Annotated in this window: 9 protein-coding genes, 1 tRNA gene and 1 other RNA gene; 4 read left to right on the top strand and 7 right to left on the bottom strand. The window is 48.7% G+C overall.

The window, feature by feature from the left end:
• Nucleotides 1-48: 48 nt before the first annotated feature.
• Together PPHA_RS14630 and PPHA_RS08190 are read right to left on the bottom strand one after the other, a co-directional pair.
• Nucleotides 49-3,396, bottom strand: a complete 3,348-nt coding sequence (locus PPHA_RS14630) for a PAS domain-containing hybrid sensor histidine kinase/response regulator (RefSeq protein ID WP_012508378.1) — start codon at nt 3,394-3,396, stop codon at nt 49-51.
• Between the two features lie 27 nt (nt 3,397-3,423).
• Nucleotides 3,424-6,405 (bottom strand): chemotaxis protein CheB, encoded by a 2,982-nt coding sequence (locus PPHA_RS08190; protein ID WP_012508377.1) that lies wholly within the window; start codon nt 6,403-6,405, stop codon nt 3,424-3,426.
• 412 nt (nt 6,406-6,817) lie between these two features.
• On the opposite strand from PPHA_RS08190, the gene PPHA_RS08185 reads away from it, so the two are divergent.
• Nucleotides 6,818-10,450: a DUF3683 domain-containing protein gene (locus PPHA_RS08185; protein ID WP_012508376.1), complete on the top strand. Its 3,633-nt coding sequence runs from the start codon at nt 6,818-6,820 to the stop codon at nt 10,448-10,450.
• Nucleotides 10,451-10,588: 138 nt separating this feature from the next.
• Nucleotides 10,589-10,813: a hypothetical protein gene (locus tag PPHA_RS08180; RefSeq protein ID WP_012508375.1), complete on the top strand. Its 225-nt coding sequence runs from the start codon at nt 10,589-10,591 to the stop codon at nt 10,811-10,813.
• Between the two features lie 29 nt (nt 10,814-10,842).
• On the opposite strand, the gene rnpB is transcribed toward PPHA_RS08180, so the two are convergent.
• From rnpB to rpmG, 4 genes are all read right to left on the bottom strand, one after another.
• Nucleotides 10,843-11,245: RNase P RNA component class A (gene rnpB, locus PPHA_RS14785), an RNA gene on the bottom strand.
• A gap of 66 nt (nt 11,246-11,311) precedes the next feature.
• On the bottom strand, nt 11,312-12,109 hold the full coding sequence (locus tag PPHA_RS08175) for a zinc ribbon domain-containing protein (RefSeq protein WP_012508374.1): 798 nt from the start codon (nt 12,107-12,109) through the stop codon (nt 11,312-11,314).
• Nucleotides 12,110-12,271: 162 nt separating this feature from the next.
• A tRNA-Leu gene (locus PPHA_RS08170) sits at nt 12,272-12,353 on the bottom strand.
• A gap of 34 nt (nt 12,354-12,387) precedes the next feature.
• Nucleotides 12,388-12,570 carry a 50S ribosomal protein L33 gene (gene rpmG, locus PPHA_RS08165; RefSeq protein WP_012508373.1) on the bottom strand — a complete coding sequence of 61 codons (183 nt, stop codon included), beginning with the start codon at nt 12,568-12,570 and terminating at the stop codon, nt 12,388-12,390.
• A gap of 149 nt (nt 12,571-12,719) precedes the next feature.
• On the opposite strand from rpmG, the gene lysA reads away from it, so the two are divergent.
• A complete protein-coding gene (lysA, locus tag PPHA_RS08160; RefSeq protein ID WP_012508372.1) occupies nt 12,720-13,973 on the top strand; it encodes a diaminopimelate decarboxylase in 1,254 nt (417 codons plus the stop codon).
• A gap of 30 nt (nt 13,974-14,003) precedes the next feature.
• Here lysA and metF read toward each other — a convergent pair whose 3' ends face one another.
• The gene (metF, locus tag PPHA_RS08155) at nt 14,004-14,873 is read right to left on the bottom strand and encodes a methylenetetrahydrofolate reductase [NAD(P)H] (protein ID WP_012508371.1); all 870 of its coding nucleotides are present in this window, start codon (nt 14,871-14,873) and stop codon (nt 14,004-14,006) included.
• A gap of 57 nt (nt 14,874-14,930) precedes the next feature.
• Between metF and PPHA_RS08150 the strand changes: the two genes are divergently transcribed.
• Nucleotides 14,931-17,174 (top strand): ComEC/Rec2 family competence protein, encoded by a 2,244-nt coding sequence (locus tag PPHA_RS08150; RefSeq protein WP_012508370.1) that lies wholly within the window; start codon nt 14,931-14,933, stop codon nt 17,172-17,174.
• The last annotated feature ends 85 nt before the right edge of the window (nt 17,175-17,259 follow it).

The following is a 17,259-nucleotide window of genomic DNA, read 5'->3' as shown; positions in this document are numbered from 1 at the left end:
GCGTACTGGCGCCTGCAGAGTGTGCTTTGCAGGCGCCAGAAGAGGATGTCAAGGCTCTTGCAGTGGAGTGGGGTTAAAAATATGATAGAGAGCCAGGGTCAGTGATTTCATGGTAACAGGCTTCTGCAAAAAGTTAACTCCACGTTCCAAAACATTGTCTTGGGCAATGATATCTGCGGTGTAGCCGGACATGAAGAGTATTTTAAGCTCCGGACGAACAGAAAGCAGTTTTTTTGAGAGTTCGGATCCATTCATCTCCGGCATGATAACATCTGTTACCAGCAAATCAATCGTTCCACTGAAGTTTTCCGCTCTCTTTATGGCTTCTGCGGCTGTTGCGGCTGCCAGAACTTTGTAGCCATTGTGTTCAAGCATAAGCTGGCAGAGTTTGAGAATAGGCAGTTCGTCCTCTACAAGCAGGATGGTTTGATGGCCTGTATACATCAATGTACTCGTCGGTGTGGTCTCAGCCGCTGGTGGTGGCGCATTGTAGAGAGGCAGATGAATGGTGAAGGTCGTTCCTTTTTTCAGTTCGCTCAAGCATGAGATGGTGCCGTTGTTCTGTTTAACAATCCCATAGACCGTTGACAGGCCAAGACCGGTACCTTTTCCGGGCTCTTTCGTGGTGAAAAATGGTTCAAAAATATGGTCAAGATTGTTCTTCTCAATCCCGCATCCATCATCACTGACAGAAAGCGTCACCGATTCACAAGCTGGCTGTTCGGGGTCGCTGCTCTTATGGGCGAGGTGATGGCCTGTTTCGATTGTGATTGTGCCATTATTGGTTATGGCATCCCGGGCGTTGACACAGAGGTTGACAACAATCTGGTCTATCTGCGATGGATCGATTTTGAGATGGGAGTTTTTGCTGTTCGGGATCCATATCAGCTTGATATTTTCACCAATGAGGCGTCGCAGCATGGGAAGCATTTTTCCAATCAAGTTGTCCAGCTCAAGAACTTCAGGCATGATGATCTGTTTGCGGGCGAAGGCAAGGAGCTGTCGGGTCAGATCGGCAGAACGGGTTGCGGCTTCCCGGATGGCCTCAAGATCGGTATAGACTGTCTGGGATGGATCAAAATGTTCAAGGGCCATTTCGGTGTGGCCGAGAATAAGCGTAAGCATATTGTTGAAATCATGGGCGATTCCGCCGGCAAGTCTTCCTACCATCTCCATTTTCTGGGATTGGTGAAGCTGATCTTCAAGTTTTGCTTTTTCTGCCTCACTCCGTTTGAGTTCCGTGACATCAATCAACGATCCGGCGATAAAATCAGGCGCACCCTGTTCATTCAAGACAATTTTTGCTGTGTTGCTGAGTGTGGCGATGGTACCATCCATGAGGAGAAAATCGGCCTCAAAATTGTTGATATGGCCCTTTTTTAAAAGAAGTTCCCGGATTCTTTCGCCATCTTCCGGGTGAACGTAGGATTGTCGGGTATCCTGGGAAAACCAAACATCTCTCTCTGATTCCCTGCATTTGGCAATCTCAAGGCAATGCTGGTTTGCTGCAATTATTTTTCCCTTCATGGTCGATTGGTAGAGCCCGATCGGGACGCTCTCAAACAGTTCACGGTACTTTTTCTCACTTGCCTGTAAAGCGTTCTCGCTCTGCAGACGCTCCAGTTCGCTGGCAGCACGCACGGATAGTATTTTAAGTGCGGTTTCTGCAAACTGTTTTTTTTCAAGGGGTTGGCGTCCAATAACGGCAATGAGGCCGATTGGTCGCTTTTTATGGTCCCAAAGCGTTACCCCGACATAACTTTCTGCCCGAAGATCTTTGAGTACCTGATCGTGTGGAAAGAGTTGACACACCTTTTCCTGAAAACAACAGACATCCTTGCCGACGACATCCCCACAGGGAGTGTCGTTCAGGGAATAGACGACATTATCCTCAAAATGATCGTCACACCAGACTGCAAGCGTTCTGGCCGTCAAGCCGTCACCATCCAGGCTGTCAATACGGACAAAATTCATCTCAAGGCTATTGGCGATGTATCGGGCAAGGGCATTAAAGAATGGTTCTTGCTCTGAACCATAGCTTGCAGAAGAGAGAAAACGTTGCAGATCGTCGATTTTTTTCTGTTCTGTAATGTCAATACCGGTTCCGATCAGGAAGGGATTGCCATCCACGACTATTCGGCGGCCTGTCATCAGGAACCACCGAAATTCGGGCCCTCCATGAAGCAGTACTCTTGCTTCCACATTTTCTTCGAGGCCATATTCAAGCACGTTCACCATTTTTTCCTGAACAAACTCCCGATCTTCCGGATGAATCGTTGAAATGGCCGCGACATCTTGCATCTCACTTTCCGGCTTTCCGACAACGTGATCTCGCTGAAAGCTATTCCACCCGCTATAGGTACCCTCTGTGTTGATGATATAAAAACTGCCGGGAATACTGTTGATAATGCTTTTACTGAACTGTTGTTCTTTTTTTCCCTTTTCCTGAGCCATTTTCAGCTCAGTAATATCTATTGTGATTCCAACGTATCGATTGACCACTCCATCACTATCTTTGAAGGGCGTGCCTTGTGACATCACCCAGCGCTCCTGGCCGGAAGTAGAGCGGACACGCCATTCAACAGTAAACTCCTGCCCACGTTCAACTGCGTTCAAAACAATTTGTTCAACCTGATCTCTCTCTTCATCCAGCATGGACAATTTCCATACCTCGTAGGTTGCCTGGCAGGAAAAGGGTTCCAGGCCAAGCAGACGCCAGAGCTCTTCCGACCATATGGTGTGGTTGCTCTGTAAATCCCACTCCCAACTGCCGGAATGGGTTGCATCAACAATAAGTCGCTGGCGTTCATTGGTGACAAGCATGGCCTGAGCCATCCTTTTATGCATGGTAATATCCGAGAGCATGGCGCGGCAGCTCTTTTCATTATCATTGATGCGCGCTTCAATGCGTACGGTTTTCTGGCTGCAAGTATCCTTGTCAGATGCGGAAAGTTCAACTTCACAAGAGGTTGGCTCTTTGTGGCTGAACACATTCTTTAGCAGTGTGGCAAACGTCGTGCGGTCTGAGGGAATAATAAACTTGTTCAACTGTTTTCCGCGCAACCGGGATCGTGAGATATCAAGAATCGTTGCAGCGGTGAGGTTCAATTCGATGATCTCACCGTCCGGTGCAAGGGTCAGGTATCCCAATGGGGCGAAATCATACAGATCGGTGTATCGTTCAAGACTTTTTTCCAGCTCTTTTCTCGACTCTCTCAGTTCTTGTTGCTGTATTTCAAGTTCGATCTGGTGAACTGCCAGTTCATGAATCAAACGAAGCATCTCCTCAGGTGAAGAGGAGAGATGCATGTTTGTCAATTGACTTTTTTGCAGGCGCTCTTCAGCTCGGGAGCGCAATTCAGAAAAATCATCAACAGGTGAAGCGTTTTGAGACATGATCTGTTTTTCCGGAATCAAATTTTTTCAGGAATTCGGGTTATTTATTTCAAAAAATGTTGTAAAGAGGTGGCTGTTTTTGTCCTCTTCATCTTGTAATCTGTTCGAGTTACTGATTTTAATCCATCGTGTTTTGCGATCCTGGGCGTGGATAATGCCGATAACGACTCCGTTTATCGTCTTGCCGGAGCGCAATGCGTCCACAACAGGGTTTTCCTCGGGAGGCAATTCTGAGCCGTCTGCCTTGAGCAGTTTCCATCCAAGATCGGCAATATTTTTACCGAGCATCTCTTTCATGGAAATTCCTGTAATTCGCTCGGCCTCTTGATTTGTCATTGTAATACATCCTTCGGCCTGATGAACGATAATCGCAACAGGCATGGTGTCAATCACAAAACGGAAACTCTTCTCAATCTCTCGCAGACTTGTTTCGAGTTTCTTGGCGACAGTGATATCAGTAAAGGTAATTACCAGGCCGTTAATACGGTTTTCCTGTGTTCGATAGGGCATGATCTTGACGCTAAACCACCGATTGTTACTTGCAGAAACCTGTTTTTCACTGAAAACAAGAGTATGAAGAACCTCGCGGGCATCTTCAAGCAGTGCAGGATATTGCAGTTCGGTAACAATATCGGTTATGGGACGTCCAACATCGCTTGCAATGAGTTTGATGATGGATGATGTCCGGTTGGTGAAGCGTCGTATGTTGAGCTCATCATCAAGAAAAAGTGTTGCAATGTCCGTGCTGTTCAGCAGGTTTTTCATGTCATTGTTGGCCTGTGAAAGGTCAGTCACTTTTGATTGCAGTTCATGGTTAACCGTCTGCAGCTCTTCGTTCAGCGACTGCATCTCCTCTTTTGATGTGGTTAACTCTTCATTGGTACTCTGCATCTCCTCATTGGCTGACTGCATCTCTTCATTCGTGCTTTTCAGTTCCTCCTCCGAGGTCTGCATCTCTTCACGTATGGTGATAATTTCCTCTTTTGCTTGTTTGAGTTCTTCAGCAAGTGAGGCAAGCCTCCGGTCATTGAAATCTGCAACGGGATTCTGATCCAGATTTTCTGCTGTTTTTTTTGCAACTTCGGTAAAAACAATCATGAGCATGTTTTTAGGGGAATCCGGTTTTTCAATCAACCTGACGGTCAGGTCAATGATTTTTGTTCCTCCGTTTGTTCCGACTGCCACTCCCGTTTTGGAAATCTCGCCTTTCTCGCGGAGCACATTTCTGATCAGAATATTCAGCTCATAGCCAATCCCTTCCCTTGCCATTGCGAAGATGTTCAGGTTTGCTTTTCCTGCTGCTGGTTCGAGGTAGTTCCCTGTACGACCGCTTATGTAGAGAATGTCGCCATGCTCATTGGTCAGTACTGCTGCGGGAGTATAATACTGGAGCAGGAGCTTATCGCATATGGTACTCAGGTTGAGATCGGATGTCATCGGTTTGCCCTGTGTGACCGGAAGAGTTGAACTGTCGTGTAAAGGATGGGTAAAAGATGCGGGGAAATCAACATACTCAGCCCTCTCTGCCTGATGCATATGACGGAAAAGACGGGCCTTGCTGTCAAGAGTCTGAAACAGTTGGCCACAGTATCCGATTGTTTCAGCGCTTCCAAGAAAGAGGATTCCGCCGGGATTAAGGCTGTAATGAAATAACGGGATCAGTTTTTTCTGCAGCTCTTGCTCCATGTAAATCAGCAGATTGCGGCAAACGAGAATATCGACCTTGCTGAAGGGTGGATCCATAATAACGTTATGGGGAGCAAAGACAATGGTTTCGCGAATCGCTCTTGTAATTCTGTAGCCCCGGTCATCTTTTTCAAAGTATTGACTGATACGCTCCGCAGAAACATCAGCAGTAATATTGGATGGATAGATTCCTGTTCGGGCTTTTTCAATGGCATTTTTGTCGAGGTCTGTTGCAAAGATCTGGAGCTTGAAATTGCCGGGATGCTTTGTTGTTGCAAGGACTTCTCTGAAGACAATCGCGAGGGAATAGGCCTCTTCACCTGTTGAACATCCTGCCACCCAGGCCCGAATAATACCGCCAGATGGACGGGATGCGAGAATGGAGGGTATGCCATCTTTTTTAAGAATTTCCCAGGCATCAGGATCCCGGAAAAAGCTGGTTACCCCTATCAGCAGCTCCTTGAAAAGCAGCTCGATTTCCTGGGGATTCGTCTGTAAAAAATGGACATAGGTAGAGATTTTTTCAATTTCGTGAATACCCATGCGCCGTTCGATGCGGCGATAAATCGTGTTTTTCTTGTAGAGTGAAAAATCATGTCCGGTCTGTGTTCGAAACAGAATAATGATTTTTTTCAGCGAGCTCAGTGCCTGCTCCTCGATGGTTAAGGCCGGTTTTAAGATGACGGGAAGATGTTTTACATAAGCAATGATTTTTGAGGGAAGATTTTCTGCTGGTACGATAACGTCAGCCAGTCCTTCGTCAATAGCGCTTCGCGGCATTCCGTCAAACTTCGCGGAAGCTGGATCCTGTACAAATACTCCACCACCTTTTTCCTTGATGGCGCGTAGTCCAAGTGTGCCATCGGAACCCATTCCAGAGAGAATCACGCCGATGGAATGCTGTTTAAGGTCATCGGCCATTGAACGAAAAAAGAAATCAATAGGAAGTCGAAGACCACGTGGTTTGACCATGTCAAGTAAAAACAATTTCCCGTGCAGTATCGACATGTCCTGGTTCGGAGGAATCAGATAGACATGATCCGGCTCGATTTCAAGATTGTCGCTGACCTGGCAGACAGGCATTGCCGTTTCCCGCTGAAGCAGTTCAACCATAATTCCCTTGTGCGTCGGGTCAAGGTGCTGTATGATAACAAAGGCCATGCCGCAGGGATAAGGAACATGCTTCAGAAACAGTTCGAGCGCTTCAAGTCCACCGGCCGAAGAGCCAATGCCGACGACCGGGAAAGGAATTTTTTCTTCACTCTTGAGTGCATGCTCTTCACTTGCTTTAATTTTCTGGCTGCTTGCGGGGGTTTTTGTCATGATACATCTTTGTTTTGAAAACTTTTATCCGTATTCGGCAGCAAAAGTTCTGAAAGGTACCTTATCTGCGCTGAGATAACTTTGCCGTGTTTTGTGCCGGGAAAGTTTCATCATCTTCATTTCCGAATCTTCCAATATAGCTGATTGTATTATGTTTTATCAGTTAATAAAAGAGCCGTAAAGAGGGAGGCCGCAGTGTTCCGGTGTTCTTGCGCCAGCTTTTTTTTGAAAGATGTTGCCGTGAGTTGTGTGACCCATATGCTTGCTGCTCTTGACAGGCCAGGAAACTTGTTGAAAAAGGAAAATTCCCTGGGCAATCGCAAGCATTTCTTTTGTTGCATGTTCAACTTTGAGTCCGGTTTGTTACTTTATAGAACATAAGTTATTGCTTTTAACATCAACAGGCTCGATAATGGTGAACCCTTCGACGATTGTTCCACGTGAGATACCATTCAATTATACTTCCGCAGGTGATCGGCAGGCAATATCGTTCCTGCTCGGTCGGGATATTGTGCAGATGCTTGATGAGCTGCGCGATCTGCGCGTTACCGGAAGGTCGGCACGCTTGCTTATGGGTATTATTGGTGAAATTCTTATTCACCGCCGTAATCCCTATCTCTTTCAGGAGCTGGTGAACTCTTCAACCCGACGCCGTCGTCTTTTTGAGAGGGCCTCTGCCGAGCTTGATACGATTGTTGAGATGGCCAATGGTGAAGAGAGGGTTTCGGCTATTGTGGCGGCTCTGCGTGAGCAACTTGAGCGGTTTCGTTTGGCTGTTGAGAAGACGCCTGAACTTCGTCGGCGAATGAAGCGGGAGCTTGGCGCTGTTGTGGGGGTGAAAAATGTGCTTTTTGATCCTTTTTCTCTTGCCGCACATGCTACCGATGCTACCGACTGGAGGCTTCATCTTCCTTCGGCAGTGGTTACGCCTGATCAGGAGTCGCAGGTTGCTCCGCTGATTACGGCGATTGCTGCGCTTGGCCTCAATATTATTCCTCGGGGCGCCGGTACAGGGCTGACCGGAGGGGCGGTGCCGTTGCGCTCGAAGTGTGTGATTATTAATATGGAAAAACTGAACCGCATCCGGGGTGTTTCGGTGCGTGATTTTCAACTGGAAAATGGTCAGATATGCCAGGCGTCAGTGATTGACGTTGAAGCGGGTGTGATTACTGAACATGCGATGGAGGCGGCTGATGAGCAGGGTCTTGTGTTTGCTACCGATCCCACCAGTGAGTGGGCTTGTACAATCGGGGGCAATATTGCGGAAAATGCCGGTGGAAAGATGGCGGTTCGCTGGGGTACCTGTATCGACAACCTGCTTGAGTGGCGGATGGCGATGCCTTCGGGAGAAAACTGGACGGTAAAGCGTGCTGATCATCGGTTGCGGAAAATTATGCATGAGGATACCGTCGTTTTTGAGGTGTGGAATGAGTCGGGCAAGAGGATTGATCGTATTGAACTGCTCGGAACTGATATTCGTAAAAAAGGGCTCTGGAAGGATATTACCAATAAGGCGCTCGGGGGAGTACCCGGTTTGCAGAAGGAGGGTACGGACGGGGTGATCACCTCGGCTCTTTTTGTGCTCTATCCGAAGTACCCGGAAAAGAGGACGCTCTGCCTTGAGTTTTTTGGGCCTGATATGGATGAGGCAAGCCGGGTGATTCTTGAGCTTTCGAAAATATTTCCGCTCCATTCCGAAAATCGTGAGGCTTTGCTTGCTCTTGAGCATTTTGATGATGAGTATATCCGGGCTATTGATTACAAGGTAAAGGCGCCCCGTGCCCAGACACCGAAGGCGGTGCTGCTGATTGATATTGCCGGTAACAGCGTAGCGGAGGTGGAGTGCGGTGTGGAGCGGGTGGAACGGCTGCTCGATCCCCATCCAAATACCTTGATGTTTCTTGCAAGGGATAGTGCGGAGGGTGTCCGCTTCTGGGCTGACCGTAAAAAGCTTGGCGCTATTGCCCGGCGAACCAATGCGTTCAAACTTAACGAGGATATTGTTATTCCGCTTGAAGCGTTGGCAGAGTTTGCCCGTTTTATTGATCATCTCAATATTGAGGAGGAGCGGTATGCGCAGCATCGATTTGTGGAGCGTGCACGCGCTCTGCTTGAAACTTCGAAAGTAAGCGAGGATGGTGGCCAGTTTGCCTCAAAGATTCCTGCCGGGGTTGAGCTTTGCCAACTGTTCAGCTCAAAGATCGATGCAGAGCCTGAGGAGTCGCTCCGTTCGCTTGCTGTTGTGCAGGAGCTTTGCAGTGAGCTTGGAGAGCTGGTGCAGGGGTATCCTGATATGCAGGCAGCCCTTGATGGCGCATACCTGCATGTTCGTGATCGTCGCATTGTGCTGGCTACGCACATGCATGCGGGCGATGGCAATGTGCATGTCAATGTGCCGGTACTTTCAAATGACAGGCCCATGCTTGAGCGGGCAGACAAGGTGATCGACCATGTTATGGAAAAGGTGGTCTCTCTTGGTGGTGTGGTGTCGGGCGAGCATGGTATTGGGGTTACCAAACTGAAGTATCTTGATCCGGCCATTGTTGAAGAGTTGTCGATGTATCGTCGCCGGGTTGATCCGAAGGGGATTATGAATCCTGGCAAGCTTGATGATTATGAGGTGCTTGACTCCATTTTTACCCCCTCATTCAATCTGCTTGAACTTGAGGCGCATATTCTCAGGCGAGCCCAGATTGCGGAGCTTTCAAAAAAGGTCGATTACTGTATTCGGTGTGGTAAATGCAAGATGGATTGCTGTGTCTATTATCCCTCGCGGGGAATGTTTTATCATCCAAGAAACAAGAATCTGGCGATAGGGTCGCTGATTGAGGCGCTTCTTTTTGATGCCCAGCGGGAGCGGACTACCGACTTTGCCCTTCTGCAATGGCTTGAAGAGGTGGCCGATCACTGTACCATCTGTCACAAATGTCTTAAGCCCTGTCCGGTGGATATCGACAGCGGGGAGGTTTCGGTGCTGGAGCGTGAAATTCTGTCGGAGTGGGGTTTCAAGCACTCCTCTCCGGTTACTGAGTTGACCTTGCGTTATCTCGAAAGTCGTTCGCCGGTGTTTAATGCCCTGTTTCGCCGTTCGGTGCTGCGGGTTGGCGGGGCGGTTCAGCGTGCGGGTAACAGGCTCTCTTCCTCTTTACAGTTGGAAAATAATAATCCGGTTCTTTATCCGCTTCGTCTGTTGCGCTCTGCGGTGCCACCAGTTCCTGAGGGTACCTTGCGTGATGTTTTGCCGGAGTGTGGCCCCGATCAGGTGCTGGTTTTTGAGCCTGCGGGTGAGGTGACGAGTAATGTGTTTTACTTTCCGGGATGTGGTTCCGAGCGCATGAATTCTACCATCTCTATGGCGGCGCTGCATCTGCTGCTTGAGCTTGGTGCAAGGGTGGTGCTGCCTCCTCCATTTCTCTGCTGTGGTTTTCCGGCGCATGTGAATGCAAAGAGCGACCAGTATTCGAGTATTGTGCTGCGTAATACCGTGCTTTTCAGCCAGATCAGGGAGATGTTCTCCTATCTCGATTTTGATGCCTGTGTGGTGACCTGTGGTACCTGTATGGAGGGGCTTGATGCGATTGAAACCGGCAAGATTTTTGGCGGAAAGATCGTCGATATTGCGGCTTTTGCCTTTGATAAAGGGATGAAGCTTGATGGCAAAGGAGATTATCTCTATCACGCTCCATGTCACGATTCGCTTTCGGGAAAGGCTCGGGAAACGCTGCATAAGCTGGGTGGGTTCGGCAGTGTGACCGCTGTAGCGCACTGCTGTTCTGAGGCGGGAACGCTGGCGTTGTCGCGTCCGGATATTACCGATTCCATGCTTCACCGTAAACGGGATGCCATTACGGAGCTTATGCATGGAAAAGAGAGGGCTGTCATTCTGACCAATTGCCCTTCGTGCGTGCAGGGACTTGGAAGAAATCTTGACCTGGGCATTGAGCCACAGCATATTGTTGTGGCTCTGGCTGAAAAGCGGTCGGGTTCCGGCTGGATGGAGTTGATGCGTGTTCAGGCGTCAAAGGGAACTGCGGTAAGCTTTTAAAAGCGGATCGTCACGATATTTTTTTCCTCTTGAGTATAAGACGGGATTCCTGTGTAATGCGCACTCTTATGCTCTCATTTTTGTACGTTCTTTTGATGAGAGGGGAGGAGCTTTGTAATCGTTAAATAAAAAGTGGTTATGGACGATAAAAAAATTCATGATGAACAGAAGGTGGTGGTTACCGATATTCGTATGCCTTTCTGGTCGATGGTGCTGTTTATGGTGAAGTGGGTATTCGCCAGTATTCCTGCCATGTTTATTTTTTCTGTTGTGGTGGGGCTTATTATGGCAGTTTTGAGTCTCATTTTTGGTTCCATGTGGGGATTTCACAATCTGTTTCGTGAAGGTGGATTACCAATGTGATGCGGAAAGGGGAGGGGGGATAAAAAAAGCTGAAACCGTAAGCTATAAGCCGAATTCTGTGAATTACCCGGAGACCGGGTAAGACTGCAGCCATTTATCTGATGCGGCTTACCCGAGAACTCTCCTTGCGGAATTGAACGGGCCGCTCTTTTTCCCCTGGGGGAAAAGTCCTCTTATTTAGCCTTGCTTCGGGGAGGTTTGCCAAGCACATGCCATTACTGTCATGTCTGGTGGTCTCTTACACCCCCGTTTCACCCTTACTCCGGTTGCCCGAAGCGGTCTGTTTTCTGTTGCGCTTTCTGTGACAAGCGGCTTGCGCCGTTATCCCCGGGCTTGAGTTTTGCAACTCTCGACCGGCACCCTGCCCTGTGAAGTTCGGACTTTCCTCTGCACAGCCCGGATGGGCTGCACGGCGACTGCACACTTGCGGTTTCAGCTTTTCAAAGAACCATCATGAAAGAGAGTGCGTTCATATTCAGAAACGCGTGTACCATTATTTTATTCAGCCTCTTCAAAGAGCCGCTCATGAACCACAATGCGACCGCAAGATTCACAAAGGTAGAATCCGCCCTGTACAATCATGGTGTGACGATTGGTTGGAACCCTCGTGTTGCATCCGGAACAGGCGTTGCGGTTCAGGCTGACAACCGCATTCTGTAAGGTGCCGCTTCTGAGATGGTCATATTTGTCGAGCAGTCTTTTTGCTTCGCTGGTAATCAGTGCCCGTTGTTCCATTACCTTTTTTTTCAGCAAATTAACATCCTCTGCTGTTTCAATGACAATGCTTTCCAGCTCTTCTCTTTTCTGGTCCACCTGTTTTTTCAGATCTTCAAGCTGCTGATGCAGGATGTCGTCGGGCATCATCTCTTCCGTAATTTCGTCATAGCGATTTTCTGCAATGAGCTGCCGTCCTTTTTTCTGGATTTCCTGTGCCCGCTGTATAGTATGGACGATATCCTGAAGCTGGATTTCGGCTTGCGCTATCTCTTTTTCTTCATATTCAATCTGCTTTGAGAGTGCGTCATATTCCTTGTTGTTGCGGGCGAGTGTCTGCTTCTCCTTGAAGTTCAGGATCTTGTTCTTGCACTCATTGATCGTTTCGTGCAATCGAGAGCGTGTTTTCAGATGTTCGTCGGCTATTTTTTTTCGTGATTCGATCTGGCGGGTGGTAAATACCAGGTCTTCATCCAGAGCATCAATCTCTTCCGGCAGCCCTTTTTGAAGGCTGACGATGCTTTCTATCTGATTGTCAAGGTGCTGAAGCCTGACAAGGAGGTTTATTTTGGTATGATCCACTACGGCTGATATTTTGGATTATTATAGGAACAAAAAAAAGCACCCTCTCAAGAAAAGGTGCATACCTGTGCGTTGTATGTGAAAAACCTGGTCTGAGCTGAATCGACTGATGATATGTTGTTAAGCGTATTCACGTGCATATCGCCTGGGAAGATTGTTGTGTGCCCGAAAGGAGACTCGAACTCCTACACCTTGCGGCGCGCGTCCCTGAAACGCGTGCGTCTACCAATTCCGCCATTCGGGCATTGCGTTATGCTCAGACCAGTACAGAAAAAATCTTATTTGATCTCCTTGTGCAGGGTATGACGCTGCATATTGGGGTTATACTTCTTCAAGATAAGACGTTCTGTGGTATTTTTCTTGTTTTTTGTTGTGGTATATCTTGAGACCGTTTTTCCCTCTTTTTTTGCTTCGGTACATTCAAGGGTGATAACGATTCTGTTTTCTTTTCCTTTTGCCATGGTAAACCTCAATCAGGTGTGAAATTGTAAAGAGCTGTGAATATAAAACCTAAAAGGTGATTTTGCAAGTAATGGGTTTTTTCTTTCCATGATAACGGGAGAAAAGCTATTTTTCTCACTTTATAACCCTTTAACAGGTAACTGCAACCGTGCTTGACAGTAATTTTTTTCGCTATACCGGTACGACGCTCTGCTGTGATGACGTCAAACTTGAAGAGCTTGCCGCCAATTTTGGAACTCCTCTTTTTGTGACCTCGAGGAGAAGCGTCATCGAAAGTTATAAGGCTTTCGAGTGCGCTTTTGAGGCGCTGCCCCATTTTACCTGCTATTCAGTCAAGGCCAACTATAATCTCAGTGTGATTCGTACGCTTGCTGAACTTGGCTGTGGGTGTGATGTTAATTCCGCCGGAGAACTCTATCGGGCATTGCAGTCTGGTGTTTCTCCTGATAAAATCATTTTTGCCGGGGTTGGCAAGAGAGAGGATGAGATTGTTTATGCCCTGCAGAGCGGGGTACTTATGCTGAAAGCTGAATCGCTCTCGGAACTGCGGGCTATTGACCGGATTGCAGGAGAGCTTGGTTTAACAGCTTCTGTTGCAATACGGATCAATCCGAATGTGACGGCTGAGACCCACCCCTATATTACCACTGGCGACAGCAAGGAGAAGTTTGGTATTGATGAGGCTGAGCTCTCGACGGTATTTTCGCTGCTTTCCCGCTTGCCGAATATCAAGCTTGTGGGGCTTGATATGCATATCGGGTCGCAGATTTTTGATCCGGAATATTATGTGGCGGCTACGGTGAAGCTGCTGGCGATTTTCAAGGCATCCAGAGAGCTTGGTTTTGCCATCGAATTTCTTGATATCGGCGGTGGTTTTCCGGTAACCTACGACCCCCTGAAACCGGCAACCCCGATTGAACATTTTGCTGAAAAGCTGGTTCCGATGCTGTTGCCTCTTGATGTGAAGGTGATTTTTGAACCGGGACGCTATCTGGTTGCCAATGCTTCGGTTTTGTTGACCAGAATTCTCTATAAAAAGAGTAATCATACCGGCAAGCAGTTTTTTGTGGTCGATGCGGGGATGACTGAACTGATTCGTCCGGCGCTCTATCAGTCGCATCATGAAGTTCAGTCGGTAACGTTTCATGAGGAAGAGGTTATTGCCGATGTTGTTGGCCCGATTTGTGAGTCGAGTGATTTTTTTGCCCGTCATCGGGCGATTGGAGCGGCAGAAGAGGGTGAGTTGCTTGCGGTGATGTCTGCAGGCGCTTATGCTGCCGTTATGAGCAGCAATTATAATGGCCGGCTTCGCCCTGCAGAGGTTCTGGTGAACGGGAGTGAAGTCAAGCTGGTGCGTAAACGTGAAACGCTGGAACAGCTTGTGCAGAATGAGCTGACCTGAAAGCGGGTCGCTCCGGATGGTTGGACGGGGTTACTGGTGGATGTTGTTGAAGATTTTAAGGGTTGCATCGGCCATGTTCAGGGTGTAGAAGTGGATGCCTTTGATATGATGGTCGATGAGCTCCTGAACCTGATTTGTAGCCCACTCAATTCCGACTGAAGCAACTTCGTCGTCATTTGCTGCAGTGAGTACTTTTTTCAGCAGAGCGGCGGGCACTCTTGCACCAAGTGCCAGTTCCGACATTCTGATCATCCCTTTTCGTGTGGTGATGGGCATAATTCCCGGGATGATGGGCACGGTAATGCCGCCAAGGGCGCAGCGCTCAACGAAGTCGAAGTAATCGTGGTTATCGAAAAAGAGTTGTGTGACAATGTAGTCAGCTCCGGCGTCAACTTTTTCTTTCAGATATTCGATCTCTTTCATCCGGTTTGGTGTTTCGGGGTGCCCTTCTGGAAAGCCTGCAACGCCGATACCGAAGTCGGGGTACTCTTTTTTTATGAAGCGAACCAGGTCTATGGCATACGGGAAATCCTTGATGGCATCAGCCATTGAGGTTGTCCCGGCTGGTTTGTCACCTCTCAGGGCAAGGACGTTATTGATGCCGTGCTCCTGATAGTTTCGCAGAATGGCTCCGGTCTCCTCTTGGTCGGAGCAGATGCAGGTGAGGTGTGATACGACGGTCAGACCGGTCTCTTTCTGTATCTTTGTTACCAGGTTATGGGTTCTTGATCGGGTCGATCCTCCGGCTCCGTAGGTTACGCTGACATAGGATGCGTGGAGTGGTGAGAGCGCTGCAATGGTTTCAAACAGTGTTTCCCACTCTTCATCTTTTTTCGGGGGAAAAAACTCAAAACTGAAGACAGGTTTGGCGGCAGAGTTCAGTATTTCTTTGACAAGCATGCAGAGTGTGACGTTTAGAGGCTTGAATGAAAAAAAAGAATATACAAAAACAATGATTTGCCTAACGTAGAAAAAATAAAGGAGCTGCGGTACTCTCTGCAGCTTTCCCTCGCGCCATACCCGGCGGTACGGCTGCTTGCTCTGGTTGTGTTGGGGATTCTTGCGGGCGTAAATCTGCCCCTTCCTGTTGAGGGGTGGCTGCTTTTTTGTCTCTTTGCTCTTCTTGTGCTTCTGGCCGGGTTGCTGTATGAACGGGTCAGGAATAAAGCTCCATATCCGCTTTTTTTCACTTCCATCGGTTATCTGCTTTTCCTCTTTTTCTCTTTTGCTGCGAGCAGTGATTACCGGCTTCATTATGCAGCCCGTGACGGGCTGTTGCGTTTTGTCGGTAAAAATGTGTTGCTGTATGGGCGGATTGTTGATCAGCCCCATTTTTCGGGCGCGGGAGTTGGCTGGATGATGGAGGTTGAAGAGTTGTTTGAAAACGGGCAGATCGTGAAGCTCCATGATCGGGCGAAGGTCTTCATGCGCAGTGTGGGGAAGCCGGATATCACTATTTCTTATGGTGATATGGTTCGGGTGAAGGGGAAGCTCGATCTTGTTCCTGAAGCATCCAATCGGGGTGAATTTGACCCCCGAAAAGCTGCTCGCATGAAGCAGCTTTCGGTGCAATTTTACTCTGCAGGGCCCTGGCAGGTGCAGCATGAAGGGGAGTCGGGGCTTAATGGATTTGATCGTTTCGTTGTCAAGCCGGTCTATAACTACATCACGAAGAGCCTTGAAGAACTTTTGCCGGATGGGGAGGAGCGAAAGCTTGCTGCCGGAGTGCTTACGGGCGAAAGAGAGTCGATGTCGGAGGAGGTGATTGAGGCGTTCAAGCTTACGGGTACAGCGCATATCCTTGCTGTTTCGGGGCTTAATATGGTTATGCTTGCCCTTGTTGTTCAAATCTGCCTGCAGCGCTTCCAGGTTACCACGGCAGGGCGCTGGATCTCTTTTGTGATTTTTTCCTTTATTTTGCTCGTCTACAGTTCTGTGACCGGCAACTCTCCATCGGTTAAACGCGCAGCCCTCATGTCTCTGGTGCTGATTGGCGGAGCGACGATCGGGCGGAAAAGTTATCCGGTTAATTCGCTTGCTGTTGCTGATTTTCTCATTCTTCTTTTCGACCCTTTCGATCTTCTGAATCCGGGATTTTTAATGACCAATGGCGCGGTGCTGGCCATTCTTCTGATCTCTCCCCATCTCATTGCTTCACCGCAAAAAGAAGGTGGGTTATTGCGGGGCGTCGCTCACTTTTTGCTCAGCAGTGTGATGGTTACTCTTGCTGCTATTATCGGGGTCTCGCCGGTGATTGCTTACTATTTCGGGACTTTTTCGGTTATCAGCATTCTTGCCAATATACCTGTGGTACTTTTTTCCACCCTTCTGATGTATGCTCTGGTTCCGATGCTTTTGGTTAATCTGGTGTCGGGCTATGTGGCTTCTTTTTTTGCTGCAACTTCCTTTTTTCTGGCAGAGCTTACCCTTCGTACGGCTTTGTATTTCAGCCAGTTTCCCTTTGCCTCTATAACCATCAGGCCCGATGCGATTGAAGTTTGGCTCTATTACGCTACCCTCGCAGCTTTGCTCGTTTTCAGCGTTCAGAGAGCGTGGGGGAGGGTAGCCATCTCTTTGCTTCTTGGTCTCAACCTGCTCTTTTGGTACTCTTTTGCACTTCGTATCCCGCCTGTTGCTCCCGATATGGTGACCGTCAATCTTGGCAGGAGGCTTGTTACACTCTTTTCCTCAGGCAGTGAAACCGTGCAGATTGATGCAGCTCTGGCAGCGCGTGACCAGAAACGCATTGCAGAGCAGCTCGCGGCGTATGGTATGGCCGCACCCAAAGCGGTCGTGCAGTTTTATAGCCCTGACTCTCTCATCGCAAAAACGCCCGCAGCTCGTCACATGTTGCAGGCCGACAGCACTATTTTACTTCCATCAATGGTCGTTATTCGCCCGGAGGAGAAGGTGCTCAAGCTCTGGAGTCGGGAGCGCTCGCTGCTCATTGTCTCGGGTACCAGCCGCCTGAAGGAGGAGGAGCTTTACAAAGCCGATATTGCCTTTCTTTGGGTCTACCGTTTTGCCCCGAAACAGCAGCAGCAGATAACGTCGTGGCTGAACTACGCCAGGCCGAAGCGCTGCATCCTCGTTCCCGGCTCTTTTCTTCCCCGGGCTCACCTCGCTCTCTTGCAGCGCTTTGCCGCCAGCCGTCCCGGAGTCGAAGTGCGCAGCAAAACCCGGCAGGTGGTGGTACAGTGAACTATTGGCAGGGAAATATGTAATGCATACATTTCCCATTGAGGTAGAGGCGGATTCGAGTGTGAAACTGATCGCGTTGTCTACC

This window comes from Pelodictyon phaeoclathratiforme BU-1, from assembly GCF_000020645.1.
Taxonomy (GTDB): Bacteria; Bacteroidota; Chlorobiia; order Chlorobiales; family Chlorobiaceae; genus Chlorobium; species Chlorobium phaeoclathratiforme.
The sequence above is the reverse complement of the archived record's forward strand: the minus strand, read 5'-3'. Positions and strand labels throughout refer to the sequence as shown.

What these genes read in the sequence shown, in the direction of transcription:
- PPHA_RS08180 (WP_012508375.1), top strand. Translation starts at nt 10,589, where the DNA reads ATGGACGATAAAAAAATTCATGATGAACAGAAGGTGGTGGTTACCGAT.
- PPHA_RS08190 (WP_012508377.1), bottom strand. Translation starts at nt 6,405, where the DNA reads ATGACAAAAACCCCCGCAAGCAGCCAGAAAATTAAAGCAAGTGAAGAG.
- rpmG (WP_012508373.1), bottom strand. Translation starts at nt 12,570, where the DNA reads ATGGCAAAAGGAAAAGAAAACAGAATCGTTATCACCCTTGAATGTACC.
- PPHA_RS14630 (WP_012508378.1), bottom strand. Translation starts at nt 3,396, where the DNA reads ATGTCTCAAAACGCTTCACCTGTTGATGATTTTTCTGAATTGCGCTCC.
- PPHA_RS08185 (WP_012508376.1), top strand. Translation starts at nt 6,818, where the DNA reads ATGGTGAACCCTTCGACGATTGTTCCACGTGAGATACCATTCAATTAT.
- metF (WP_012508371.1), bottom strand. Translation starts at nt 14,873, where the DNA reads ATGCTTGTCAAAGAAATACTGAACTCTGCCGCCAAACCTGTCTTCAGT.